The sequence below is a fragment of the Micrococcaceae bacterium Sec5.1 genome (genome assembly GCA_039636795.1).
In the GTDB taxonomy this organism is placed as follows: Bacteria; Actinomycetota; Actinomycetes; order Actinomycetales; family Micrococcaceae; genus Arthrobacter.
On sequence record CP143430.1, the window covers coordinates 407,012 to 430,670 of the forward strand.

Here is a 23,659-nt window from a genome sequence, read left to right on the forward strand (position 1 = left end):
GGATGCGCCGGGCTGACTCGTGTCCTTGCCGGGTATGGACCGGCGATGGCGAAGCTTGTGATTTAAACCATAGGACCGGATTCTAAATTGGTCAACCGGTTGACGAGTTAAACTTTTTGAAGTCATTTCGCCCCCGGGATCAATTGGTCATCCGGTTGCTACGCTGTGAAGGTGTCAGCGAACTCCGCCGCAGCAGCGGCCCATATGACGGCAGCCCTTGCCCCCATGGAGCAAGGCTCCGTTGTCTCCGAAGTAGCTGAGCGGCTGCTCGCCTACTTCACCAGCGGCGACATCGCGCCCGGTACGCGCCTGCCCGCCGAGCGCCAACTCGCTGCCTCCCTCGGCGTCGGCCGTTCAGCTGTGCGCGAGGCACTCGCCGCTCTGGAGATTCTGGGTATTGTGATAGTCCGTCCGGGGTCGGGAACGTACCTGCGCGACGGCGTCTCCGAACTCTTGCCTCGTACGCTCAGCTGGGGGCTCATGCTTGGCGAGCCCAGGACCCGCGAGCTGGTCGAATTGCGCAGCGGGCTGGAGGTTCAGGCTGTGGAACTAGCGGCGCTCCGAGTCACGGATGAGGCCTTGGGCCGCATGCGCGCCAACCTCGACGCCATGGAAAAGAACCTGGACAACCTCACAGCTTTCGTTGAGGCCGATGCCTTGTTCCACCGCGAAATCGCCCACGCCTCCGGGAACACGGTCCTCGAAGAGCTCCTGCAGAGCATCCGCTCGCTACTGCGGATCTGGGTCGACCGGGCGTTGACCGATGAAGGCCATGCTGAAGCGGCGCTGCGTGAGCACACCGCAATTCACGAAGCCCTCGTGGCCAGGGACGCTTCAGCGGTTTCCCTGTCCATGCGCTCGCACATGACGACCGCGTCGCGTCGACTCCTGGACGGGTTCGACGCAGCCCAGTAAGCTCTTTCGACCCCGCGAGATGGCACTTAAGCCCAATGTTTGGGGGCGGAATCATATGGTCAGTGCAACATTCCTGGTTTCGGTGGAGGTTGCGTTGGTTACAAGGTTTTCGTTTGGTCAGGTTGATCGTGATCGTTTCATAGCGTTGGTTTGCTCGGGCACTGCGTTGGCGGTTGCTGCCGGTGATGTGGGTGTGTCGAGGCGCGGTGGCACGAGGTGGTGGCATGAAGCTGGTGCCATGGAGCTGATAAAGGGAAAAGGCGGAGGCGGTATCGCGGGTCCGGGTCGGGCGGATAGCCCGTCCGGCCCGGGTCATCCGTTGAGCCTGGATGAACGGATAGAGATCCAGATCGGTCTGCGGGAACGTAAGAGCGTTGCCGGGATTGCCGCGACGCTGGGGCGTCACCGGAGTGTTGTTTGGCGGGAAATCCGCCGAAACAGCGGCCCGGACGGTCTCTACTATGCCGGGACTGCCAATGCCCGGGCCGCTGCCCGGGCATTGCGTCCCAAGCCGTTCAAGATCATCAGCTCCGGGTTGTCGACGTTCATCGCCGAGAACCTCGAAGAGGGGTGGAGTCCGAAGCTGATCTCCGATGTCCTGGCCAAGGAACACGGCCATGATGTATCCATGCAGATCAGCCACGAGACCATCTACAAGTGCCTTTACGTTCAGACCCGCGGCCAACTGCGCAAGGACCTCTCTCAGTACTTGAGCCTCAAACGCAAGGCCCGCGTGCCTCGTGAGAAGACCCAGGACGGCGAAACCCGGGGCCGGTTCAACGATGCTCTGAAGATCAGCGAACGACCGGCTGAAGTAGCCGACCGCGCCGTGCCAGGGCACTGGGAAGGTGATCTCATCATCGGAGCACGCGGCAAATCCGCCATTGGCACACTGGTCGAGCGCAGTACGCGGTTCACGATCCTCCTCCATTTACCCCTGGACCATGGCGCCGACGCCGTCACCGCGGCAATGATCGCCCAAATGAAGGACCTGCCCGAGCACCTGCGCCGGACCATCACCTGGGACCGCGGTTCGGAAATTGCCGGCTACGAACAAATCCGCATGGAACTGGACGCTCCGGTCTACCTCTGCGACCCCCACTCACCATGGCAGCGCGGAACCAACGAGAACACGAACCGCCTACTTCGCCACTGGTTCGAAAAAGGCACGGACCTGTCCGAATACACCGCCAAGGACCTCAAACGGATCCAGGACTCCTTGAACCGCAGACCACGGCCCACCCTGAACCTGGACACCCCGGCACAACGTCTCAACCAGCTACTCTTCGAACAGGCAGCCTAACCACGGCCGTGTTGCACGCACCCCTTGACATCGCCGGGCCAAACATTGTGCTTAAGTGCCATCTCGGCGGAGGGGTACCGGTGCTGGTGCGGCAGACCTGACCCCATCAGACGTGGTGGCGGGATTCGAACCCGCGTGCGCTGCTTTGCAGGCAGCTCCCTGGCCTCTCGGGTACACCACGTGAAAATGACACTAGGCGCCCGACCTCGGGACGATCAAAGTTCATTTCCCCGGCTTTCGCAGGGCTACGTTGGCTTTCGGGGGACTACGTTGCTTTTCCCAGGATTACCGAAAAGCTACGGAACGTTGCCCTTGGTGACGTCCCCGCCGGGCCAGCCTGGAAACTCCCGCGGCCACCAGCAGAGTGAGAATGGCGGCGGCTGCGTGGGTGTAAAGCATCAGGTCGGCAGCATGCACCTCGCCTGAACCCGGCTGACTGTCCGCAGGAACGGCCACGGGTTGCTGGGGCTGCCCGTGCAGATGGTCAAGGAATCCGACGCCGGAAAATGAGCCCCCTAAAGCTTCGAAGCCGAAGAACAGCAATTGCTGGGCCACGCCGGAGAGCAGCAGCAACAGGATGGGCCCATGGATCCAGCGGGAAATCAGTTGTGCGGCCAAGGCAGAGAGGGCAACGAAGGCCAGCAGGACGGGCATCGCAGGGGCACCGCCACCGGAAATGACGTGTGCGGCAAGACCGAGCGCGACAGCAACCGGCCCGGCCACCCAAGCCCACTTGTCCTGCAGAGGAGTTGCGCGCATCGCTGTCCTTCCCTTCCCCACAGGTTAAACCCAACAGGTTAAAGCAGGACAGGGACTGGGAACAGGCCCTACGCCAACAGCGTGTTTACAAGCCGTGCTGCCACTTTCGCGGTTCGTCCATCGATATCGAACTCCGGGTTCAATTCGGCAACGTCCAAGTGCAACAGGGTGCCGCTTGCGGCTACTTGGCGGCATATAGCACTAATCACGGGCAGCGGCACCCCGTACGCAGCAGGGGCACTGACTCCCGGCGCCACCGAAGCGGGCAGTACATCAAGGTCGATCGTCAGGTACAGCACATCGATTCCAGTCACGAAGTCGGCCACGAACGTCTCGACGCGCTCCGCGGAACAGTCCTCGTCCAGCAAGTACTTCACGCCCAGGCGGTCAGCGGTGTCAAAGAGCGTACGGGTGTTGTTGGGCTCCGAGATTCCGACGACGGCGTACTTCAGTTCGCGTCCGGCGGCGAGTTCTTCCTGGGCCATCTGGAGGAACGGGGTACCGGAGCTCGGAGTGGGCTCATCACGCAGGTCAAAGTGGGCATCCAGGTTCAGGACGCCCAAGCGCTTTCCGCTACCCACCGCATTGGATCCGGCCACGCCCAGGTAGCTGGCAAACGCCATCTCGTGGCCGCCGCCCAGCACCACGGTGAGGTTTCCGGCGTCGAGCAGTTCCGAGATGGCACGTCCGGCGCGCTGTTGTCCTTCTTCCAGTGAGTCGTCCTCCACAACTACGTCGCCGGCGTCGAACACGTCACGGTCCAGGTGGAACGCCAGCGGAGCCAGCGCCGAGCGGATGGCGGCCGGAGCGGCGGCGGCACCCACGCGGCCCTTGTTACGCCGCACGCCGGCGTCGCTGCAGAAACCCAGCACGACGGCGGGACGAGAGGCTTCAGGAGCGGCAGGGGAAGTAAGGGGTGCTATGGCCTGCCACCAGCGGCGATGTTCGTCGCCGTCGCCGTCAAAGCGGCCGGTCCATGGCGTGGGAAGGACGTCTACGGAGGGGCTGGTGCTGGTGTTTGGGGCCATGCCTTAAGCACACCCCACCTGCGTGCCAAAAAACAGCTTTAGCGTGCCCCAGTGTCTGAAATGCCGGACAACGCTACTTGACGCCCAACAACTCCTCCACAGTTCCGATGCCGAAGAACAGCAGGAAGGCGGCTGCCACTGCCCACATCAAGGGGTGGACTTCACGTGCACGGCCCTGGAAAGTGCGGATCAGGACGTAGGAGATGAAGCCTGCGCCGAGGCCATTGGCAATGGAGTACGTGAAGGGCATGAGGGCGATGGTCAGGAATGCGGGAATGCCCACGCCCCAGTCCTGCCAGTCGATCTTGCCCACCTGGGACACCATCATGAAGCCCACCACCACCAGCGCAGGTGCCACCGCTTCGAACGGGACCAGGTTGATGAGCGGCGTGAAGAACATGGCCACCAGGAAGAGCAGGCCCGTGACAATGGAGGCGAGACCGGTGCGGGCCCCCTCGCCAATGCCCGCGCCCGACTCAACGAAGATCTGGTTGGACGAAACGGACGCGCCGCCACCGACGATTGCGCCCAGTGCATCAACCTGCAGGACGCGGTCCACGTTGGGAATGTTGCCGTGCTCGTCCACGGTTCCGGCCTCGTTGGCCAGGCCCACCATGGTGCCCATGGCGTCGAAGAAGATGCTGAGGAGGATCACGAACGCCAGCAGCGCAGCAGCCACAAATCCGAGGTGTTCAAAGGCTCCAAAAGGGTTGGCTTTGCCGATAAGGGAGAGGTCCGGCGCGCCCCATTCGGACAGTGTGGGAGCTACCAGGGACCAGCCGCGCGGGTTGACGTTTTTACCGTCGAAGCTTGGACCAATGTGGAGCGTGAACTCGAGGATGGCGGCCAGGGCGGTGGACACTACGATGCCGATCAGGATTGCGCCGCGGACTTTGCGCACTACCAACGCGATGGTCAGGATCAGGCCGACGGCGAACACCAACGTCGGCCAACCCATCAACTTGCCCTCCACGCCCAGGCCGAGCGGGACAGTGGTGCCTGCGGCATCCGGAATTCGGCGGACAAAGCCGGCGTTCACAAGGCCGATCAAGGCGATGAAGAGGCCAATGCCCACTACGATTGCCGTCTTAAGGGCTTCCGGGACGGCCCTGAAAACGGCCGTGCGGAATCCGGTGAGTACCAGGATGAGCATGGTGACACCCGAAAGCACCACCAGCCCCATCATGTCCGGCCACGTCAGGCCCGGGTGGGAGGCGACGGTCACGGCCACGAACGCGTTCACTCCCAGACCGGTTGCCACCGCGAAGGGGTGCTTGGCCCAGGCGCCCATGAGGATGGTCAGGATGCCCGCCACGAACGCAGTGGTTGCCGCTACGGCCGTGAAGCCAAGGGACGCTCCGCTCGAGTCTGCCCCGGAGAGGATCAGCGGATTCAGTACCACGATGTAGCTCATGGCGAAGAAGGTCGCGAAGCCGCCACGTATTTCCCGCGAATATGTGGACCGGCGCTCGGAGATCTTGAAGTAGCGGTCGATTGCAGAACCTTGTTTCAGCATGAAGGTCTCCGGGGATCGGGGGAGTTTGCTCTCAAATCCTATGCCCGCCGATGTGGGGTGCCGGGACGATTCGCCTAGTCTGTAAGGAAGCCAACACTAGGAGAAACCGCCCCATGCGTACCATCCGACCGCTTCTGGCCGCCGTCGTAGCCGCTCTCGCTTTCGCTTCCGCGTTACTGCTGGGCGCCGCTCCGGCCTCCGCGCATGACGTCGCCGAATCAACGACTCCGGCCAATGGTGCGCGGGTAGCTGAAGTGCCGGCGTCGGTGTCGATCACGTTCAACAACCGGCCACTGGCCATCGGTTCGGGCGTAACTGTCACCGCTGGGGGCGAAAACTGGGCAGATGGCGCAGTGGAGATCATCGACAACATGGCTGTCCAGAAGCTGCGTCCGGGCGCTCCGGCTGGCGAATACACGGTGGTGTGGCGCGTGGTCAGCTCCGACTCCCACCCGATTGAGGGAACTTTCAAGTTCACTGTTTCCGGAACAAGCACGACGACGGCGAGCGGCTCAGCAGGCGCCTCCCCATCGGCTTCGGGAGCCGTTCCGACGGCGGGGACGGCAGCGCCCGGTACCGAAAATAGTGAGGCCTCTCCGGCAGTTTCCCAACCCTTCCCCTGGAGCATTGTTGGCCTCGCCGTCGTGGCAATCGGTCTCGTGATCTTCCTCGCTGTTACAGCCCGGAAGAAGCTGGCGGCTCCGAACGACCCGGATGACGAAAATTCCGCGGAATAACGGGGTTTTCTACATACTTGCGAAGATCTCGAAACGGTCACTGCGACACGCCAAAAACGAACTGCTCGTTACGTAAATGTGACTTTGAAGTGATCATCCCGTACGGTTGTACTTGTGCCTGTTCCACGTAACGGGCATTTCCGGGCTGATTGCCTAGCTCTGCCGCAGTCCGGAATCCGTTCGCAGACAAACCTACGGCAGAGACGGGGAACCCATTTTGGCCCGCTTTCAGAGCGCGCCTTGGGGTGAAGTCACGAAGCTTCCGCTGCACAGCGGGGGATAGTGGCCGGGTGACTCCCATCCGAATCCGACAGCTAACCTCGCAGGCATCGGGAGAGGCTCTTTCATGTCTTCACGCATTCTTCGCGGCCGTCGTAAGGCGGACAGCGTACGTCCTAATCCGTTCATTTCCATCTCCAAGGCTGTTGCCAGCAACGCATCCGGCGCAGGTCGCCAAGCCGCTGTCATCGCAGCAGCTTCAGGCCTCGTCCTGACAGGCTCCATTGCTGCCCACGCAGCAGAGACCCCTGTTCAGCGCGACTCCAGCCCTGCTACGGTCGCCGAGACCGTCACTGAGGGTCCCACCAAGGTTGTTACGGCCGCCTCCACGGCCACGATCAACTTCGAGCGCCCTGCGGTTGCTTCCGTTGCGGCTCCCGTTATTGAAAAGCCGGCACCCGTTGCTCCGGCTCCGGTTGCCAAGCAGGCCCCAGCAGCGGCCACGGTCAAGGCCGCCGCAACCACTACGGCTACCGCTCCGGTGGCAGCCGCGCCTGCTGCAGCAGCTCCGGCTGTTGGTGGCGTCAACGCCGCTATGGTTGCCTCGGCTTACGCCCAGATCGGCATCATGCAGGACTGCACGGCCATGGTCGAAAGGGCCCTCGGCTCTGCAGGCATCCCGGTTGGCGACCTCGCACCCATGCAGTTCCTGAACTACGGCAAGGTTGTCAGCGACCCCCAGCCGGGTGACATGATCGTCCAGTCCGGCCACGTAGCCATCTACATCGGCAACGGCCAGGCCATCAGTGGTGGCATCAACGGCAACCAGACGGGCATCCACCCGATCAGCTGGCTCACCGCAACCGGCCCCATCACGTACGTACGCGCCGGCGCCTAAGCTTTACGCTCCAACTCAGAAGGCCGGTGCCTTCGAGGACTAACGTCTTCGGAGGCACCGGCCTTCTGAGTTAACTTTTGTTCGTTTCTAAGCCAGGGCGATGCCCGGCGAAGCTGGTAGGGCCACCTTGGATGAGATTGCTTGCCCTACTGCCTTGGCTTGCCGGAGTACTTCCTTGGGCGTGGGTGTAATGAGTTCCCCCACGCCTACCAAGTGCATTCCCACGGCACGCATGGCTGCTGCGAGGTTCTGGCCTATGGCGATTCCCAAGTCCGTAAGCATTCGGCGCAGTTGGCTCTGGGCGCAGCGCGTCACCACGATGTGGTCGGCCAGAAGAACTCCAGTGGCTGTATGCACGGCCCATTGCCGTGGGGTGGATTCAAGCGGGCCGTAAACGCTCAGCCCAGCCCTCTGGCTGGCCGTGTTCAGGCTTGCTGCGAGTCCATATCCAAGCTGCTGGGACGAGTCGCCGCCCAGGAAGTCCAGACGAACAGCGCGTGTGGTGGTGCGGACATCCAGGTGATGGCTTGCGGCGTAGTTGCGCAGATGGCGCAGGATCTCGTTGCGTTCCTGCATTGCCGCGGGGTCCGCTGCGTCGCAGCGCTGGAGCATTCCCGTATGGACCGATGGTCCGGTGGTGGATAAAGTACCAAAGCCATCCAGCACGATGGAACCTACGCCATAGCGGCTGAGCTCGCTGGCAACAGCCAAGCCGGACAGGCCGGTACCGATCACCACGGTGGTAGTCCGTTCCGTGACGGAATCAGGAGTGAGTGACACTGCTTGGGTTCCTCCTTGACGTGTGTGCCTTTCGGCAGCGCGTGGGATCGCGTCCGTGTTCCCCAAGCGGCCGCAAATAAATGGCCGGGTTGTGTCCTGGGACACTTTTGCCGGCCATTCGGTGACTCGAACACTACCGAACTTTTTCTGCCATGGATAGCCTCGGCGGCAGCGTGTTTTGGATGTTCATCCGCAGCGCAACCTGGAGGGCGGTGAGCGTGCCGAAAACCGAGCCCGGACCGTTATCCACATAGCCCGTAGTCGCCTTGATTCGGCATTGCCAACCGAGAATAGTGGGCATTGGAAGGAGAAGCCCAGCGGGTTTCTTCGGCCCCGGCTATTGGTTGTACGCCAGCAAGGGAACACCGGTACGGAGAACCTCTGGCAGAATGGCCGGAACATCAAGCAGTAGGTGGAGAGGCGGGCCCCAATGGACCAGCACGGCAGACACGTTGAAGAACCACGGGACGGCGAGGAGCAGGCAGTGGCGCCTGGTGGAATCGTCGTCGGAGTGGACGGATCCGAGCATGGTCAATGCGCCCTTGTTTGGGCCGCGCGTGAGGCGGAACGGCGCCAACTTCCCCTGCATATAGTCACGGCTTATTCGGTGCCCATCTTCGCGGCATCCGGCCTCGACGGCGGATACGCCACTGTGGACGATTCCGTGATCCGCGAGGGCGCGGAAGCAATCGTCAAGCAGGCCATGGATAAGGTCTCGAAGTACAACCTCGACGTCGATGCTTCAGTGGAGAACGGCGATGCCGCAGGGGTCCTCCTGGACTTGTCTGCAAACGCCGCGCTCCTGGTGTTCGGCAGCCGTGGCCGTGGCGGCTTCGTTGGGCGTCTCCTGGGCTCGGTCAGCAGCGCCTTGCCGGCTCACGCAAAATGCCCCACCGTAACGGTCCCGCTCTACTGTGCGGACCGTTTGGGCGAGAACACCGAGGACAAGCACATTAAGGCTGAGCACGCCAAGGCCGGGCCACGCACGGTGGAAAACGTCGTCGCCGTCGGTGTGGACGGTTCAGAGCAGGCGCGCGTCGCTGTTCTTGAGGCAGCCGAACAAGCCCAGCGGATGGGGGCCAAGCTCCGCGTCATTTGTGCCGTGCCGCAATACAGCGGCTCCTTGGCCTGGGTGCCCGCACCTTTGGACCGCGATGCCCTGTTCGCGGACATCAAAGTCCAGCTGGATGCAGGCGTCGCCTGGCTCCGCAGCCATTTCCCGCAGTTGACTGTGGAAACCGACCTGAGGGACGGCTCACCTGTTGACGTCCTGGTTGAGGCCAGCCGGGGCGTGGAGCTGGTTGTCCTGGGTACACGGGGCCGTGGTGGTTTTGCAGGCATGCTCCTTGGTTCCACTTCCGACGGCGTCCTGCATCACGCCAAGGGACCGGTCCTCGTGGTTCCGGACCGGGAGGACCCACGGCTGGCAGACCGGCCCAAATTCGGACCCATGCTCGGTGCGGCTTAGGCCGCTGGCGCGCACCGTCCATGGATAACCGGGAGCCTGGGAAGCATAAGCAGGAAAACAGTGCGGGCGCGGATTTAACTGGCCCCGTCTTCATTCGGGACATTGCGGACATCCGGGCGGACATGCTCCCCGAGGTAGGTGGCAAGGCCGCCAACCTCGGCGAGTTGAGTGCCGCCCGCCTGCCGGTGCCGCCAGGCTTTTGCCTGACAACGTCCGCCTACCGGTACGCCCTTTCAGCGATTGGCATGGAGGACATCTTTGCGCTTCTGCAGGACGCCGAAGCTTCTGACCTTGACGAACTGAACAGGCTGGCCGCCCGGGCCAGGTCCTTGGTGCTCGACGCCGGAGTTCCCACCGACGTCGCAGAGGCGGTACGGGCGGCGTATCGGAAGTTGGGAGACGCTGCCCCCGTCGCAGTGAGGTCCTCAGCCACGGCTGAGGACCTTCCCTTCGCCAGTTTTGCCGGACAGCAGGACACTTTCCTGAACGTGGTCGGAGCAGACGCAGTCCTGGATGCCGTAAGCCGCTGTTGGGCATCGCTCTGGACGGACCGGGCCGTGAGCTATCGGACAACCAACGGGATAGATCATTCCACGGTGACGTTGGCGGTCGTTGTCCAGGAAATGGTGGATTCCGCGACGGCCGGGGTGATGTTCACGGCCAACCCTGTCACGGGGCGGCGCCGTGAAGCTGTGATCGATGCCAGCCCCGGTTTGGGCGAAGCCGTGGTGTCAGGCGCCGTTAATCCCGATCAGTACGTAGCTGATATGCAGAGCAACTCCATCCTGAAACGGACCCTCGGCGACCGACAGGTAGAGATCCGATCGCTGGCTGGCGGTGGCACTGAACGAATTGAGCGAGCGGGTGGTGCTGAAGCACTTGAAAACCACTCCGTGCAGCCGTGCCTGAGCGATGACCAGATCCGGGCGCTGGCCGATTTGGGCAGGCGCGTCGAGGCCCACTATGGAGCCCCGCAGGATACAGAATGGGCGATCGATTCCTCCGGAAAACTGTGGCTCACACAGGCAAGACCCATTACTACCCTCTATCCGTTGACCTCGCGAGTGCCGGCGACTCCCGGTGAGCACGCGTTCCTGAACTTCAGTCTCGCCCAAGGCCTCACCAGGCCTCTGACGCCCATGGGTCTGGCGGGTATCCGCCTGATAGCCTCCAGTGTTGCCCGCAGGGCTGCCTTCGATGTCCCAGATCCACGCTCAGGACCATCGCCCTACTATGAGGCCGGGCAGAGGATCTTCTTCGACTTCACATCCGTGCTTCGCAGCAAGGTGGGCCGGGCCATTGTGCCGCGCATCTTTGACATCATGGAGGCCCGTTCTGCGGCGGTGATTCGTGGCCTTTTCGATGACCCGCGGTTCGCCCTCACCATTAAAACTCCTTTAAGACTCATCCGGCACGTTGCGCCCGTTGCGGCTAAATACCGTGTTCCAGAGTCGGCGATCCGGGCTCTTTTCCGTCCCGATGCCGCAATGAAGCGCCAAGAGCAGCTGGAGGCAGAACTCCATCAGGCCCTTCAAGTGCCGGAGAGCATCACCGCCCATCAGCGAATCGCCCACGTACAGAGAATCCTGGGGGAGGAAGTATTCGCAACGGTTCCCCAAGTCCTGCCCCTTCCCGTTCTGGGCTTTGCGATGCTGGGACTCGTCCGGAAAATGCTGGGTAAGCAAGCCCCCTTGGACCAGCTGCAAACAGTGATTCGTGGGCTGCCCAACAATGTCACTACGGAGATGGACCTTGCACTGTGGCAGCTTGCAAAGGAAATCAGGGATGACCCGGAGGCCCTGGCCTTCCTGAGTTATCCCACACTTGAGGAACTCGTTCGGCAGTTCAAGGACAAGAAACTTCCAGCAGTTGCCCAAGCCGGGCTTGAAGCTTTCCTGCGCACCTATGGGCATAGAGCAGTGGCAGAGATCGACCTCGGCATGCCCCGATGGTCGGACGACCCCACCCACATACTCGGCGTCGTGGTCAACTATCTGCGGCTCGAGCACACTGCGGAAGCACCCGACCAGCAGTTCAGAAAAGCTGTTCGGGAGGCAGATGAACAGGTTGCCAGGTTGGTTGCGCGGGCAAGGGCCAAGAGTCCGCTCCACGCCAAGCTGGTGCGAACAGCCTTGGACCGCACACGCCGGTTTGCCGGCATGAGGGAACTCCCCAAATACAACCTCGTCCTCGGCTTGGCTTCGGCAAGGGAACAGCTGTTCCTGGTCGGAGCAGAACTGGCAGAGGCAGGGCGGATTGAACGCGCCGAGGATATTTTCTTCCTGGACCTCAACGAAGTAGAGACTGCCCTGGCAGGCAACAAGCTCCACCAACTCGTGGAAGATCGCCGCGCGGACTATGCGCAGGAACTGCGGCGTCGGCACATTCCGCGGGTATTGCTCTCAGACGGAACAGAACCCGAAGCCACCGCTACGGCTGGCGGAACCGCAGGTGCCCCGGGCACTCTTTCCGGCAGCCCGGCGTCGGCAGGCATCATCACAGCCCCTGCGCGGGTCATCCTGGACCCCGTTGGCGCCCATCTGGAACCAGGGGAAATCCTCGTAGCGCCCTCCACCGACCCCGGCTGGACACCCCTGTTCCTTACGGCTGGTGGTTTGGTCATGGAAATGGGCGGTCCCAACTCCCATGGCGCCGTGGTGGCCCGCGAATACGGCATACCGGCCGTCGTCGGCGTGCCCGACGCAACCCTGCGGATCAGCTCAGGCCAGATCATCACCGTGGATGGAGCAGCAGGAACGGTTACTACCACCCCAGGTGACGCGCCAAGCTAGGCGTGCTGGTGTGACTCGTGCTCGGAGTGGCTCACGGGCTCCAGCTGGAAGGTGCAGTGCTCGGTTTCGAAATGGCGCCCCAGGCAGGATCCAAGCTGGTCCAGGATGCTGTCTGCCCCGCTGGCGTTAAGGACCTCGTCTTCCACCACAACGTGGGCGGAGAACACGGGCACCCCGGAAGTGATGGTCCAGATATGGATGTCGTGGGCCTCCACGACGCCGTCCACGGCAAGGATGTGCTCGCGGATCATGTTCACGTCCACACCCTTGGGAGTGGCTTCCAGAAGCACGTCCACAACATCGCGGAGCAGGTGCCAGGCGCGGGGGATGATCATAAGGGCGATGAGCACCGAGGCAATGGGGTCAGCGGCAGTGAAGCCCGTCGTCATGATGACGATGGCCGCCACAATAACGGCGATCGAGCCGAGAAGATCGCCAAGGACCTCAAGATAGGCCCCGCGGACGTTGAGGCTCTCCTTTTGGGCCCCCTGCAGGATCATCAGGGAAATGAGGTTGGCTACGGCGCCCAGGATTGCCGCCCACAGCATGACGTCCGTATGGATTTCGGGCGACTCCCCAAAGCGGCGGATGGCCTCGATCATGATGACGACTGCGATGACGATGAGTACAAGGGCGTTGGCCAAGGCCGCCAGGACTTCGGCCCGTTGATATCCGTAGGTCCGTTGATCGCTCGCCGGGCGGGTAGCGATCCAGGCCGCCATCAAAGCGATGAATACGCCTGCCGCGTCGGAGAGCATGTGGCCTGCATCGGCCAGCAGCGCCAGCGATCCGGAGACGAGGGCGCCAACGACTTGGATGCCCACCACACCTAAGGTGATGGCCAGGACTGCAATAAGCCGATTGCGATGCTTGCCGGTTGCCGTTACTCCGTGGGAGTGGTTGTGATCATGCCCCATGCTTACAAGGCTAGCCCCACCCGAGCTCATGCAGGCGGTCGTCGTCAATTCCGAAGTGGTGGGCGATCTCGTGGATCACCGTGATGGCCACTTCATCGATGACTTCCTCGCGGGTGGCGCAGATGTCCAGGATGGGTTGGCGGAAAATTGTGATCCGATCCGGCAATGAGCCCGCTTCCCACCACGAGTCACGTTCGGTCAATGGCACGCCCTCGTACAAACCAAGTAATACGGTGTCCGGTTCTTCATCTGGGCGCGGGGTGTAGTCGTCCTCAATGAAGATTGCCACGTTGTCCATGGCACTTGCAGCTTTGGGTGGGATCAGCTGCAAAGCGTCGCTCACAGCTTCTTCGAACTCCTCCGGCGACATTTCGAAGGGGGCGCCCGGCGGAAAACGCAGCGGCGAGGACGGGAGATCGCCGTCGGGAATGATGGGCAGGCCGGGAGGGAGATTCGCGGGCATGATCCGACTCTAGTCCGCCCAGACATCATTGGCGCCGTGCGTGATGGGAGATACTGAAACTCAATCCTCCTTCGACAGACACAGGAACCGCATGACCGGCACCGCTTCCCTCGCCACTGAGCCCCTCGACGTCGTCGTTGTGGGTGAGGCATTGATCGACATCGTCCAGTCTTCGGACGGGCAGAAGGAGTATCCGGGCGGATCGCCGGCCAACGTCGCTTACGGCTTGGGCCTGTTGGACGTGAAAACGGGCCTACTGACTGCCATTGGCAGGGACGAGCGGGGCGATGCCATCGCCGCGCATCTGCAGCGCGCAGGTGTGGTCCTGCTGCCCGGATCCATGTCAGCAGGCAAGACCGCGACGGCGACCGCTCGGATAACTGCCGACGGTTCGGCCGATTACACCTTTGACATTGACTGGGCGCTGGCTCCACTTGCTCTGCCCTATGCGCCGAGGATCCTGCACACCGGCTCCATCGCGACCTTCCTGGAGCCCGGCGCAAGTGTTGTCAGGAGCTTACTGGAGCAGGCGCAGGGCGGATGCATGGTTACCTACGACCCCAATATCCGCCCCGACCTCCTCGGAAGTCACAGTGAGGCAGTCTCATTGTTCGAAGAGATAGTGCCGCTGACCGACGTCGTGAAAATGAGCGGCTCCGACGCCCGCTGGCTGTACCCCGGCAAGTCGTTGGAGGAAACTGCGAATCACCTCCTGGCTATGGGCACAGGCCTTGCTGTGGTGACTCAAGGGGTCAAGGGGGCGCTCATGGCAACCCGGGACATTCACATCAATGTCCCGGCCGTCCCCGCTACCGTGGCAGACACCATCGGCGCCGGTGATTCCTTTACCGCAGCACTCATTATGGGGCTGCTGTTGCGGGGCAGCGATGGCTTGGCGCCCACAGTGCTGGAACGGATCGGAACCATCGCCTCCATGGCGGCTTCCATCGCTGTTGGCCGCCCGGGTGCCAACCCTCCCACGCACCGTGAACTTCTGGTGGGAATGGCCCGCTAGCTCACTTTGCTGTACGCCGGGCAACCCTTGATGCCCGCTCGGTCCTTGGCGCCCCAACAGCCCTAGGCGTACGCCTGGTCAGGGCCACGCCGATCAAGCACACCACGCCGCCGATCAGTCCCCACATGGTTGGGACTTCCTGAAGTACTGCCCAGGAGATGAGGATCGTGGTGCCGGGGACCAGGTACGTGGTAGCGGCCAGTTTCCCTGCCGAGATCAAGGACAGTGCGTACGCCCACGTTGTGAAGGCGATGGCTGTGGGGAAGATGCCCAGATAGACCAAACCGAGTGTGGCCGGCAGCGGCGCTGACTGGACTTCCGCAATCAATTGTCCTGTCCATGGGAGGCAGCAGACAGCGCCCACCATAATGCCGAACCACGTGGCTTGCCCTGCCGCAAACTTCCGCAGGACCGGCTTCTGGAGGATCGCGCTGACAGAGGCGAGCACGGCGGCAAGCAAGCACAACAACACCCCGGCGACATCCGCCGTCGAACGCTGTCCGGAACCCAAGGCGATCATCGCCACGCCACCGAACGCAACGGCACTGCCAATCAGAAGCCACCGCGGGAAGCCTTCCTTGAGGACCACTCCGGCGAGAACTGCGATGAGGATCGGCGAGACGTTGATCAGCATGGCGCTGGTACCGGCGTCGAGCATGTGCTCCGCAGCGTTCAACGCCACGTTGTAACCGCCGAACCACATCACCCCGTACGCCACAATGGGCAACCATTCCTTGCCCCGCGGCCAGACTTTCAGCGTAGGCAGCACAACGATTCCAAGAACGACGGCGGCAACCGCCAACCGTCCGAGCGTCAAGGAACCGGGGGAGAAGCTCGGGCCCACAGCGCGGATGCCGACGAATGCTGAAGCCCATAGGACTACGGTGACGACAACGGCGGCGATGCCGAGTTTGCTGATGGGAGCTGCGGGCGCGGGGGTGTTGCGCGGTTGCATGCCCGGGGACGGCTGGCCGGGTTCGGCCGGGGTGGTGGTTGTCATAGAGCCAATCTAGTGCCGGGGAGACCGGCCGGGCTGGCGGTTTTCGGACGCGTCACGGCAAGAAACTGCCAATGTTTGCTCGATTGCCAGGTCGGCGACGTCCTTGAGCACGTCCCGTAGTCACTATTGGGGAGTCGTGCAGACCTCGATTTGGGAATATCGCCATCTATGCTCTAAAGTTTTAGAGTCCAGTTCGGACGGGTGAGAACCGAAAAGAACGCATAAAGTGTTGTTTTTCCTCGCATAATCCGAATTGAGTTCAGGCCCCCATCGTCTAGCGGCCTAGGACACCGCCCTTTCACGGCGGCGGCACGGGTTCGAATCCCGTTGGGGGTACGCAAGGCAAGTGGTAAATCGGATGAAAAATGTCTGGTAAGCTAGAAGCCTTGAAAAAAACGCGGTAGAGATACTGCAAACGCAAGGCCCTGTAGCGCAGTTGGTTAGCGCGCCGCCCTGTCACGGCGGAGGTCGCGGGTTCAAGTCCCGTCAGGGTCGCTCTGAGCACCGGAAGTAATTTCGGTTCTCAAGGTGACTTGTCACCTAGGCTCTGTAGCTCAGTTGGTAGAGCGTTCGACTGAAAATCGAAAGGTCACCGGATCGACGCCGGTCGGAGCCACCACTGGGAAGCATCAGTTCTTCGGAACTGGTGCTTTTCTTCTTTAACGCATCGCCAGGTGGCCCGGGTGGGGTTCGGGGTTAGGGTGCGAAGCGTAGGCCCCCCATGTGCGCCTACGCTTCGCCCCATGGCTAGGCTTTCAGCTTCGGCTTCACATCCTTGTTGTAAATGCCTTCCAGTGTTCCCTTCAACTCGGTCAGCGTTGCCTGCACATCGGCCTTTTCATTCATGATCCTGGTGGCTGCCTTGGCCAGCTCTTGGTCTCCGCCGGGGAGGAAGGTTCGGGCAAAGTCCTGCGTGCGTGTCACTTTGAGCTGGTCTACGACGGTTTGGAACTCCGGTGTCTGGGCAACAATCGCCGAGATATCTGCCGCCTCGGCTACGGGTAGGTATCCGGTTGCAGCAGACAAAGTAGACGTGCTCTGCGCATTCGTCATGAACGTGATGAACTTGGCCGCTGCAAGCTGCCGTTCCGGCGACGTTTTGCTGGCGATTACCAGGCCGGAACCGCCCGTGGGACAAACCTGTGAGGCCGCGGCAGAGCCACCCGGCAAGAACCCGACGCCGATCCTCATGTTGGCTTCCTTCGCCGCCTTAAGGGTGGCGGCGAGGTCGGCCGACGAGCTGATCGTGGCGCTGATGGCACCGGCTTGAAGGTCGGTAATGGCATTCTTGGAGGAGACTCCGGCCCAGCCATTCTTCACAATCGAGTCCTGCACCCACTGCATCGCGGCCACAGATTCGTTTGAATTTGCCGTAATCTCCCACTCCTTGGACCAGCCGCCGCCTTGGCCCCAGAGAACGTTTTGAAGGGTCCAGCCGGCGTAACCTGCAATCGCCGGGTACTGGTAGGCGTTCTGATATCCGGCAGCAGAAGCATTTGCCGACTTAATCCTGGGTGCCCACTCGGCAAACTCTTCCCAGGTTTTTGGCGCCTGCTCGGGAACTCCGGCAGCCTTGAAGTGGTCCTTATTGAAATAGAACAGCGGGGTTGAGCGGGCGTAAGGGACCGCCCACAGCTGATCAGAATGTTTGTAGTCGGCGATCAAACCGGACTTGTAGTCGGAGGAGCTCGCCTTGACTGCTTTGAGGAGGTCATCGATGGGGAGGATGGCACCCGAGACGGCGTATCGGAACCACCACACGTCTGATGCGACAACCACGTCCGGCACTTCGCTCCCGGCCTGGGAAGTCTGGAACTTTTGCGCAACTTCCTCATAGTTTGAGCCTCCGGTGATGAGGTTGACTTTGATATCCGGATTGGCGGCTTGGAAGGCCTCAATCAGCTTCTGTTCCGTTTCCCGGGACTTACCGGGATGGCTGGACATGAAACTGATGCTTGGAGCAGGTTTGATCTTGGACCAATCCTCTGGGGAGAGCGTCTTTGCTGCTGTGCCCCCGGTATCGGTGGAGGGACCACCGCAGGCTGCAATCGCGACGGCGGTGATTGAGGCTCCAGCCAAGCCGAGGAAATGCTTCCTGGAAAGTGATTTTGACATAGGGGAAGTGCCTTTCTAGTGATCGAGGTGCTTGAGCATCCCCGAAAGGTGGAGTTTTAGCCGGTAACCGAGCCCTGCGTGAGCCCGGAGACGATGTACCGCTGCAGAGCGGCAAAGATGAGCAAGATCGGTAGAAGGACGATCACCGCGCCGGCCATGAGCATGCCCCAGTTCTGGGTACTGCCATCGCTGTTGACCAGCTGGGTCAGGCCGACAGGAAGGGTCATCATGTCTGGATGGTCCGTGACGATCAGCGGCCAGATGTACTCGTTCCATTCAGAAACGATGGTCACCAAGGCAACGGTGGCGATGCTGGGCACGGACACCGGGACAACGATCTTCCAGAGCTTGCGCCAGTGGCCCGCACCGTCGATTTCCGCGGATTCCAGGATTGCCGGCGGCAGTGTGAGGAAATGCTGCCTTAGCAGGAAGGTGCCAAACGCCGTTCCCAAGCCGGGAAGGATAATTCCCCAATACGTGTTGAGCCCTCCCATGCCTGCGATCAAAACGTAATTGGGAAGCACGGAAACCTGTGGCGGAACCATCAGCGCAACCAGAATCAGCAGGAAGATGACCCTTTTAAAGGGAAAACGGACAAACACGAGTGCGTAGGCCGTAAAGACGGCAAGTACGCACTTGATGGTGGAGCCGATGACTGTGACGATCACGCTGTTGAGGAAGAATCGCGCGAACGGAACAGTAGATGCTGCGTCAGCGTAGTTCTGAAGGTTTGGCGTCTTCGGCAGCAGAGTCAGGTTTGTGGTCACGATTTCGCCAGGCGCTTTGAGGGAAGACAACATCATCCATAGGAGCGGCACGAAGACCACCAGAGTTGCCAGCAGGAGGGGGACGTAGCCCCCGGCAATCGTCTTGCCAAGGTTTTGCCAGGAGAACGGACGGTCACGGTGTGGTGTGGCTTCAACGGTGTTGGTGCTCATGAGTAGTGAACCTTTCGCTCCACGAAGCGCAACTGCACAGCTGTCATGACGAGCAATCCCGCGAACAGCACAACGGAGATGGCCGCGGAGTAGCCGGCCCGGTTGTAGGAGCCGAATGCCTGAAGGTAGGAGTCAAAGATCAGGGTGCTGGTTCCGTTGCCGGATGGAGTCATGATGCGGATGATGTCGAACGCCTGCAGGGAGCTCAGCAGTGAAGTGATCAGGAGGAAGAAGGTGGTGGGGGAAAGAAGGGGAAGCACCACCGACGTGAAGCGCCGCAGGCTACTGGCGCCATCCAACGCGGTAGCCTCCAAGAGCTGAGTCGGAATGGACTGCAGACCTGCCAGATACACCACGGCGCAATAGCCGAGGTTCTTCCACACGTACACGATGATGACCATGAGGAGCGCGAGCTTCGGATCGTTGACCCACTGGGGACTCGCCTGGCCAACTGTGCGGAGAATCCAGGAAAGGACGCCATACGTCGGATCGAAAATAAACAACCACACCAAGCCGACCCCCACGCCGGAAAGGACGTAGGGCGCGAAAACCACGGCACGGGCAAACGTTGTGCCCTTCAGTCTCTGGTTAAGAGCCAACGCCACCAGCAGGCCCAGGATCATCGCACCGCCAACGGTGGTGATCGTAAATATGGCTGTTACGCCCAGCACGCTTGAAGCGTCAGGGGAGGTAAAGAATTCCACATAGTTACCCAGCCCCACTGACGTTGCGGTGGCTGCCCCGAGCGTCCAGTCCAGGGTGGAATAGTAGAAGTTAGTGACGAGCGGACGGTAGGTAAAGAGGACGATGAGCAGGACATTGGGTGCCGCGAAAGCGGCAAAAACCCATGCGTCCCTGCGTGTTCTCCGATTCCACCGTCGGTTCTTCGGGGTGCTTATTGGCGGTCTGTGGACCGGTGCCCTGCTGGTTTGCGCATCACTTGTGTCTAATCTGCCCATGGAAAACCCTCACGTTGACCCCCTCGTCATCGCTGTCCGGGCGACTTAGCACTTGCAAAAAAGCATTTGTTTCACGTTTGACGTGACAACCTAACTTCAGGTCATGGTCAACCTACACATAAAGATGGCCGATCACAAGAGCCCATTCGCGGCGGCGGAAAATGGGATCTTTTTGCCGTGTGATCTGGCCTTACAGGCTTCAACGCCGCATTCAAATACCATGCTAGTACGTCCTAACAAAGCTGGATGTGAGGTTTGCACGAATGTGCAAGAGCGTTGACTGGAACGTTCTGGGACCTGAAGAATTAGCAGAGGACCGGCTCGCGTCGTTTCTACCTTGAGCTGTCTTTGCATGGAACATCCGTATCGGACTGGACCTTCCATGTTGGACGGAAGAAGGGGGTGATAACCGAATCGGAGCACTACGTGATCTTCAGCGCGGATACGCAATGGTGGCAGATGTGTCTGGCCTTGGCCGCAGCACTTGTCCTATCCACGGCCATAGGGTTTGAACGCCAGAGCAAGAACAAGTCTGCGGGCATGAGAACACATGCCATGGTTGGGTTGGGCGCCGCGCTGTTTATGGTCGTGAGCAAATACGGCTTTAGCGACGTATTGATGGTGGACCTGGTTCGGCTGGATCCCTCCCGGCTGGCGGCTCAAGTGGTCTCCGGCATTGGCTTCATAGGGGCGGGGCTCGTGTTCGTGCGGCGTAATCAAGTCCGCGGATTGACCACGGCAGCCTCCATCTGGGTTACAGCTGCAGTTGGGACGTCCGCCGGGGCCGGCCTCTTGCTGCCCGCGGTATTCGTCACCGCAGCCCACTTCGTCATCGTCTACGTCTATCCCGTGATGACTGCGAAGCTCCGCTTTGGATTGCCGAGCCAGTGGTTGTTGAAAGTTACGTACATGGATGGTGTGGGAGCGCTGAGGGATGTGCTCCGAACATGCACTGAGCAAGGATTCCGTGTTCAGGGCTTCGCAACGACGCGGGGTTCGGCCGAGCCCAAGGGCGTGATGGATCGGTTGATGACACGCACAGAAACGGCTGCCACCGCTGACCTCATTGAGATAGAGCTGGAAATCGAAGGCACCATGGCGGCATCCGACATCGTGGCCCAACTGTCTCAACTCACCACCGTTACTGAAGTCTCCCTCGTGGACGAATCGGAATAGGAAGAACGAATGATCGAGATTCAGGGCCACCGAGGCGTTCTGGCCACACGGCATGGGAATACATTGGCGAGCTTCGTCGAGGCACTTAGCCTGGGCGTGGATGCCATAGAAGTCGATGTTTGGCTCACGTCCGACATGCAACTGGTATTGAGACATGATGCCGTCATCGGAACCGCCGACATCAGGTTGGAGACCATGCTTCAGGCCGTGGTTGAGAAGCACCCAGCTACTACCACCGACGTCGATCCTGAAACACGTGCGCCGTCGCTGTCGGAGGCCCTTGCCCTGTTGCGCTTCGCCAATGCCACCGATGTTGTTCTGGACATTGAGGTCAAAACTGACGGCGAGGCCTGGGACTGGTACGGCCACGAAATAGTGACTGAATTGTCCAAAGTGCTGAAGGCCCATCAGGCCGAACAGGCCGTGCGCGTCCGCAGTTTTGATCCCCAAATTATCCGGGCAATGTCCGGAATGTTGCCGGGAGTTCCGTTGGTGGCTCTGAGCAGGGAGAGCCCCCTCCGGTCGGTAGGCCTCTATCCTTCCGACCCTAAAGAACTTGTCATCACTGCCTTGGCAACCGGGGCTTCCGCCGTTGCGCCCGCCTCTGGAATTCTCGACGCCGGATTGGTCGCCGAAGCTCATGGCGCCGGACTCAAGGTGTTCCCTTGGACCCTGGTGACAAGTGACGAAATCAGCGCGGCCATCGAACTCGGAGTCGATGGGATCTGCGTCAACGATGTAGCTCTGGCCCGGCAGGTCCTGGGCGGACTGGGTGAGCCTCTTGCCGCACCGCGTCCAATGACGTTGCCATTGCTGCATGCAGGTTCCCCGGCCTAGGCAGAGCAACCTGCCCTGCTTGTGCCTGCGACGGTTTGTGCCTGCCCCCACTCGGCTATCTTTTAGCGCCGGGGCAGCCCCAGGATTTGGGGTTTTCCTGGCAGGTGTCGGCGACGAGTGCTTTTTCTGTTTTCCAGACTTGGATGGTTTTGGGTGGTGTGGTGAGGTCCAGGGTTCCGTTGATGGGCAGTGGTGGGCCGTTGTTCACGGAGTAGGTTCCGATGAAGCTGGCGGTGATGGTGGCGGGGTAGTTCCCTGTTGCTGTGTAGATGTGGCTGGTGCGGGTGTCGTTGAGGAGCCAGTCGGCTTCGGGGATGGCGTAGCCGGCTACCGGGGTGGGGCCGAGGGTGGTGGCGTCGCCGAAGTTGTAGGTGAAGCTTGCCGGGGTTGCTGTCAGGTGGACTGCTTGGCCGAGGATGGTGACGTCGAAGGCTTGTTCGGTGGCGGTGGTGTAGAAGTTCGTTGGCCCGCCCTTGAGGGTGTGGGGGAAGGGTTGGGCTTCGAGGGTTCCGGGGTTGACGGGGAGTTGGCGGAAGTCGTTCAGGATGCGGGCTGCGATGTTGGCCAGGACGTTCTCGGGTTGGGCGGCGTACAGGCACGTGGGTCCGCTGACTGCCGGGTAGTCTGTCCACTGCGGGTTTGCGATTGATTTTGGTGCCTGCCTCCAGATCACGGGTGTTCCTTCTTCACCGCCGGGTGTTTTAGCAGGGCATTCCATCGCCAGGCATCCCCTGTCCGGAGTATCTGTTCCTCCCGAACGGCAGTGGATGTCCGCCATGTACTGATTGGGGTCGTCTGGCGTGGAGGCACCACCGGTGAGTTGCGGAACGATGGAGTCTCTCGCACTGTCAAGCACCAGCTTGCTGCCAACGTCCACGGTGCCGGTCTCGTTGTTTGCGCCAGTCCAGGCGTCTGCGTCTGCTTCGGCCGGCAGTGCACCGGCGAGCCCGGAAAGTCCTACCACAAGGAGTATGTGGGAAGCCGTTGTGCAAAAAGCAAGCGGACTAAACGATAAGGCCAAGATCTGTCACCGTCCATCCGGCAGGTCCAAAGGATGCAAATAGACCGAACGCCGAGTTCGTGGCCTCTTCGGGTGGCCGTCCCGTAGTGCCGTCAGCGTTGAAGTAGGTGGCCCGCTGCTGAATTACTTGCACTTTTGCCTGTTGTGTATCAGCCTTTTCCGTCCAGAGAAGCTCGATGACGGGCACGTTTAACTTTCCGCCAGCGAGCCACCGTCCTTTGATATTGCTGTCGTCGATGCCTTCTTGAATTCGGTTACACGCCCGACAATCACGAGCAGTGAGGCCTTTCCAATCTGAGCTGTCGCCTGTCTCTATCGCGTAGTTCTGCTGCGCGTACCAATACCTGATAAACGCCTCCAGCCCCTCCTTCGTGTTCTCCTTCGCCAACTCGGGCATGACGGGCACGGGAACGTTCTGCGCTTTGCCCTTCGCATCTGCGGGCTTATACACACCCGATGGAGCGGTGCTCGGAGAAGGACTTGAAGCAGCGCCTGAGCTGCTGGCACCCAAGGTGGGGGACGCCGTCGTCGAGCGTGTTTCTGAAGGTGGGCTACCCGGTGAACTGCCGCCCTGGCAACCGCTGAGAAGCAGCGAAATCCCGAACGCGACAGCCGCAATGCGGACGGTGAGAACAGTAAAAGAGGCGAACGAAAGGCGTGGCATGACAGGCTCCCCAGCGGCTGTTTGATGATGTGTCGGCCAGTCTAGGTGGGGTGGGCTCCAAGGGCCCTCTCGAAGTGAACTGCCTGTGGATAACTCAACCTCTGTTCACTGCGGCAAGCCGGGCGTAGTCTTGCCCTCG

Annotated in this window: 21 protein-coding genes, 4 tRNA genes and 1 riboswitch; of the genes, 12 read left to right on the plus strand and 13 right to left on the minus strand. The window is 61.1% G+C overall.

Going from position 1 to position 23,659, the window contains the following annotated elements:
* The first annotated feature begins 171 nt into the window (after window positions 1–171).
* Both VUN82_02030 and VUN82_02035 read left to right on the plus strand, forming a co-directional pair.
* A complete protein-coding gene (locus tag VUN82_02030; protein XAS72664.1) occupies window positions 172–915 on the plus strand; it encodes a FadR/GntR family transcriptional regulator in 744 nt (247 codons plus the stop codon).
* Between the two features lie 94 nt (window positions 916–1,009).
* Window positions 1,010–2,218: an IS30 family transposase gene (locus VUN82_02035; GenBank protein ID XAS74581.1), complete on the plus strand. Its 1,209-nt coding sequence runs from the start codon at window positions 1,010–1,012 to the stop codon at window positions 2,216–2,218.
* A gap of 110 nt (window positions 2,219–2,328) precedes the next feature.
* On the opposite strand, the gene VUN82_02040 is transcribed toward VUN82_02035, so the two are convergent.
* From VUN82_02040 to VUN82_02055, 4 genes are all read right to left on the minus strand, one after another.
* Window positions 2,329–2,399: transfer RNA gene (locus VUN82_02040), tRNA-Cys, on the minus strand.
* A 104-nt stretch (window positions 2,400–2,503) separates the two neighbouring features.
* Window positions 2,504–2,977 (minus strand): hypothetical protein, encoded by a 474-nt coding sequence (locus VUN82_02045; GenBank protein XAS72665.1) that lies wholly within the window; start codon window positions 2,975–2,977, stop codon window positions 2,504–2,506.
* 68 nt (window positions 2,978–3,045) lie between these two features.
* A complete protein-coding gene (gene hutG / locus VUN82_02050; GenBank protein ID XAS72666.1) occupies window positions 3,046–4,005 on the minus strand; it encodes a formimidoylglutamase in 960 nt (319 codons plus the stop codon).
* Between the two features lie 73 nt (window positions 4,006–4,078).
* Window positions 4,079–5,521, minus strand: a complete 1,443-nt coding sequence (locus tag VUN82_02055; protein XAS72667.1) for an NCS2 family permease — start codon at window positions 5,519–5,521, stop codon at window positions 4,079–4,081.
* A 113-nt stretch (window positions 5,522–5,634) separates the two neighbouring features.
* On the opposite strand from VUN82_02055, the gene VUN82_02060 reads away from it, so the two are divergent.
* Both VUN82_02060 and VUN82_02065 read left to right on the plus strand, forming a co-directional pair.
* A complete protein-coding gene (locus tag VUN82_02060; GenBank protein ID XAS72668.1) occupies window positions 5,635–6,258 on the plus strand; it encodes a copper resistance CopC family protein in 624 nt (207 codons plus the stop codon).
* Window positions 6,259–6,408: 150 nt separating this feature from the next.
* A riboswitch (cyclic di-AMP (ydaO/yuaA leader) is annotated at window positions 6,409–6,601 on the plus strand.
* A gap of 3 nt (window positions 6,602–6,604) precedes the next feature.
* A complete protein-coding gene (locus VUN82_02065; protein ID XAS72669.1) occupies window positions 6,605–7,375 on the plus strand; it encodes an NlpC/P60 family protein in 771 nt (256 codons plus the stop codon).
* Window positions 7,376–7,462: 87 nt separating this feature from the next.
* Here VUN82_02065 and VUN82_02070 read toward each other — a convergent pair whose 3' ends face one another.
* Window positions 7,463–8,155 carry an FAD-binding protein gene (locus VUN82_02070; protein ID XAS72670.1) on the minus strand — a complete coding sequence of 231 codons (693 nt, stop codon included), beginning with the start codon at window positions 8,153–8,155 and terminating at the stop codon, window positions 7,463–7,465.
* Window positions 8,156–8,585: 430 nt separating this feature from the next.
* Here VUN82_02070 and VUN82_02075 point away from each other — a divergent pair, with 430 nt between their 5' ends.
* Together VUN82_02075 and VUN82_02080 are read left to right on the plus strand one after the other, a co-directional pair.
* Complete coding sequence (locus tag VUN82_02075) at window positions 8,586–9,623, plus strand: universal stress protein (GenBank protein ID XAS72671.1); 1,038 nt, start codon at window positions 8,586–8,588, stop codon at window positions 9,621–9,623.
* 122 nt (window positions 9,624–9,745) lie between these two features.
* Window positions 9,746–12,415: a PEP/pyruvate-binding domain-containing protein gene (locus VUN82_02080; protein ID XAS72672.1), complete on the plus strand. Its 2,670-nt coding sequence runs from the start codon at window positions 9,746–9,748 to the stop codon at window positions 12,413–12,415.
* On the opposite strand, the gene VUN82_02085 is transcribed toward VUN82_02080, so the two are convergent.
* Window positions 12,412–13,332, minus strand: coding sequence for a cation diffusion facilitator family transporter (locus tag VUN82_02085; protein XAS72673.1), 921 nt, complete (start codon window positions 13,330–13,332; stop codon window positions 12,412–12,414). The genes VUN82_02080 and VUN82_02085 overlap by 4 nt on opposite strands.
* 10 nt (window positions 13,333–13,342) lie before the next feature.
* Window positions 13,343–13,795 (minus strand): metallopeptidase family protein, encoded by a 453-nt coding sequence (locus VUN82_02090; GenBank protein XAS72674.1) that lies wholly within the window; start codon window positions 13,793–13,795, stop codon window positions 13,343–13,345.
* 91 nt (window positions 13,796–13,886) lie between these two features.
* Between VUN82_02090 and VUN82_02095 the strand changes: the two genes are divergently transcribed.
* The gene (locus tag VUN82_02095; protein XAS72675.1) at window positions 13,887–14,810 is read left to right on the plus strand and encodes a carbohydrate kinase; all 924 of its coding nucleotides are present in this window, start codon (window positions 13,887–13,889) and stop codon (window positions 14,808–14,810) included.
* Window position 14,811: 1 nt separating this feature from the next.
* Here VUN82_02095 and VUN82_02100 read toward each other — a convergent pair whose 3' ends face one another.
* Window positions 14,812–15,810 carry a DMT family transporter gene (locus VUN82_02100; protein XAS72676.1) on the minus strand — a complete coding sequence of 333 codons (999 nt, stop codon included), beginning with the start codon at window positions 15,808–15,810 and terminating at the stop codon, window positions 14,812–14,814.
* Between the two features lie 263 nt (window positions 15,811–16,073).
* Between VUN82_02100 and VUN82_02105 the strand changes: the two genes are divergently transcribed.
* The 3 genes from VUN82_02105 to VUN82_02115 all read left to right on the plus strand — a co-directional run bounded on the left by VUN82_02105 (window position 16,074) and on the right by VUN82_02115 (window position 16,429).
* A tRNA-Glu gene (locus VUN82_02105) sits at window positions 16,074–16,146 on the plus strand.
* Between the two features lie 85 nt (window positions 16,147–16,231).
* Window positions 16,232–16,305: transfer RNA gene (locus tag VUN82_02110), tRNA-Asp, on the plus strand.
* Window positions 16,306–16,353: 48 nt separating this feature from the next.
* Window positions 16,354–16,429 (plus strand) — tRNA-Phe (locus VUN82_02115).
* 128 nt (window positions 16,430–16,557) lie between these two features.
* Here the strand turns inward: VUN82_02115 and VUN82_02120 are convergent.
* The 3 genes from VUN82_02120 to VUN82_02130 are packed head-to-tail and all read right to left on the minus strand — an operon-like array spanning window position 16,558 to window position 19,822.
* On the minus strand, window positions 16,558–17,925 hold the full coding sequence (locus tag VUN82_02120; protein XAS72677.1) for an ABC transporter substrate-binding protein: 1,368 nt from the start codon (window positions 17,923–17,925) through the stop codon (window positions 16,558–16,560).
* A gap of 56 nt (window positions 17,926–17,981) precedes the next feature.
* Complete coding sequence (locus VUN82_02125) at window positions 17,982–18,863, minus strand: carbohydrate ABC transporter permease (GenBank protein ID XAS72678.1); 882 nt, start codon at window positions 18,861–18,863, stop codon at window positions 17,982–17,984.
* Window positions 18,860–19,822 carry a sugar ABC transporter permease gene (locus VUN82_02130; GenBank protein XAS72679.1) on the minus strand — a complete coding sequence of 321 codons (963 nt, stop codon included), beginning with the start codon at window positions 19,820–19,822 and terminating at the stop codon, window positions 18,860–18,862. Before VUN82_02130 ends, VUN82_02125 begins: the two co-directional genes overlap by 4 nt.
* A 402-nt stretch (window positions 19,823–20,224) precedes the next feature.
* On the opposite strand from VUN82_02130, the gene VUN82_02135 reads away from it, so the two are divergent.
* Both VUN82_02135 and VUN82_02140 read left to right on the plus strand, forming a co-directional pair.
* Window positions 20,225–20,998 (plus strand): MgtC/SapB family protein, encoded by a 774-nt coding sequence (locus VUN82_02135; GenBank protein ID XAS72680.1) that lies wholly within the window; start codon window positions 20,225–20,227, stop codon window positions 20,996–20,998.
* 9 nt (window positions 20,999–21,007) lie between these two features.
* Complete coding sequence (locus VUN82_02140; protein ID XAS72681.1) at window positions 21,008–21,835, plus strand: glycerophosphodiester phosphodiesterase; 828 nt, start codon at window positions 21,008–21,010, stop codon at window positions 21,833–21,835.
* A gap of 55 nt (window positions 21,836–21,890) precedes the next feature.
* On the opposite strand, the gene VUN82_02145 is transcribed toward VUN82_02140, so the two are convergent.
* Both VUN82_02145 and VUN82_02150 read right to left on the minus strand, forming a co-directional pair.
* A complete protein-coding gene (locus VUN82_02145; GenBank protein ID XAS72682.1) occupies window positions 21,891–22,799 on the minus strand; it encodes a hypothetical protein in 909 nt (302 codons plus the stop codon).
* 40 nt (window positions 22,800–22,839) lie between these two features.
* Window positions 22,840–23,520, minus strand: a complete 681-nt coding sequence (locus VUN82_02150) for a DUF6318 family protein (protein XAS72683.1) — start codon at window positions 23,518–23,520, stop codon at window positions 22,840–22,842.
* Window positions 23,521–23,659: the final 139 nt, after the last annotated feature.

Bases quoted from the DNA above. Each gene is read 5' to 3' on its own strand.
- VUN82_02150 (XAS72683.1), bottom strand. From the start codon at position 23,520: ATGCCACGCCTTTCGTTCGCCTCTTTTACTGTTCTCACCGTCCGCATT.
- VUN82_02055 (XAS72667.1), bottom strand. From the start codon at position 5,521: ATGCTGAAACAAGGTTCTGCAATCGACCGCTACTTCAAGATCTCCGAG.
- VUN82_02080 (XAS72672.1), top strand. From the start codon at position 9,746: ATGCTCCCCGAGGTAGGTGGCAAGGCCGCCAACCTCGGCGAGTTGAGT.
- VUN82_02085 (XAS72673.1), bottom strand. From the start codon at position 13,332: ATGGGGCATGATCACAACCACTCCCACGGAGTAACGGCAACCGGCAAG.
- VUN82_02140 (XAS72681.1), top strand. From the start codon at position 21,008: ATGATCGAGATTCAGGGCCACCGAGGCGTTCTGGCCACACGGCATGGG.
- VUN82_02090 (XAS72674.1), bottom strand. From the start codon at position 13,795: ATGCCCGCGAATCTCCCTCCCGGCCTGCCCATCATTCCCGACGGCGAT.
- VUN82_02045 (XAS72665.1), bottom strand. From the start codon at position 2,977: ATGCGCGCAACTCCTCTGCAGGACAAGTGGGCTTGGGTGGCCGGGCCG.
- VUN82_02075 (XAS72671.1), top strand. From the start codon at position 8,586: ATGGACCAGCACGGCAGACACGTTGAAGAACCACGGGACGGCGAGGAG.
- VUN82_02060 (XAS72668.1), top strand. From the start codon at position 5,635: ATGCGTACCATCCGACCGCTTCTGGCCGCCGTCGTAGCCGCTCTCGCT.
- VUN82_02065 (XAS72669.1), top strand. From the start codon at position 6,605: ATGTCTTCACGCATTCTTCGCGGCCGTCGTAAGGCGGACAGCGTACGT.
- VUN82_02100 (XAS72676.1), bottom strand. From the start codon at position 15,810: ATGACAACCACCACCCCGGCCGAACCCGGCCAGCCGTCCCCGGGCATG.
- VUN82_02095 (XAS72675.1), top strand. From the start codon at position 13,887: ATGACCGGCACCGCTTCCCTCGCCACTGAGCCCCTCGACGTCGTCGTT.
- hutG (XAS72666.1), bottom strand. From the start codon at position 4,005: ATGGCCCCAAACACCAGCACCAGCCCCTCCGTAGACGTCCTTCCCACG.
- VUN82_02130 (XAS72679.1), bottom strand. From the start codon at position 19,822: ATGGGCAGATTAGACACAAGTGATGCGCAAACCAGCAGGGCACCGGTC.
- VUN82_02125 (XAS72678.1), bottom strand. From the start codon at position 18,863: ATGAGCACCAACACCGTTGAAGCCACACCACACCGTGACCGTCCGTTC.
- VUN82_02120 (XAS72677.1), bottom strand. From the start codon at position 17,925: ATGTCAAAATCACTTTCCAGGAAGCATTTCCTCGGCTTGGCTGGAGCC.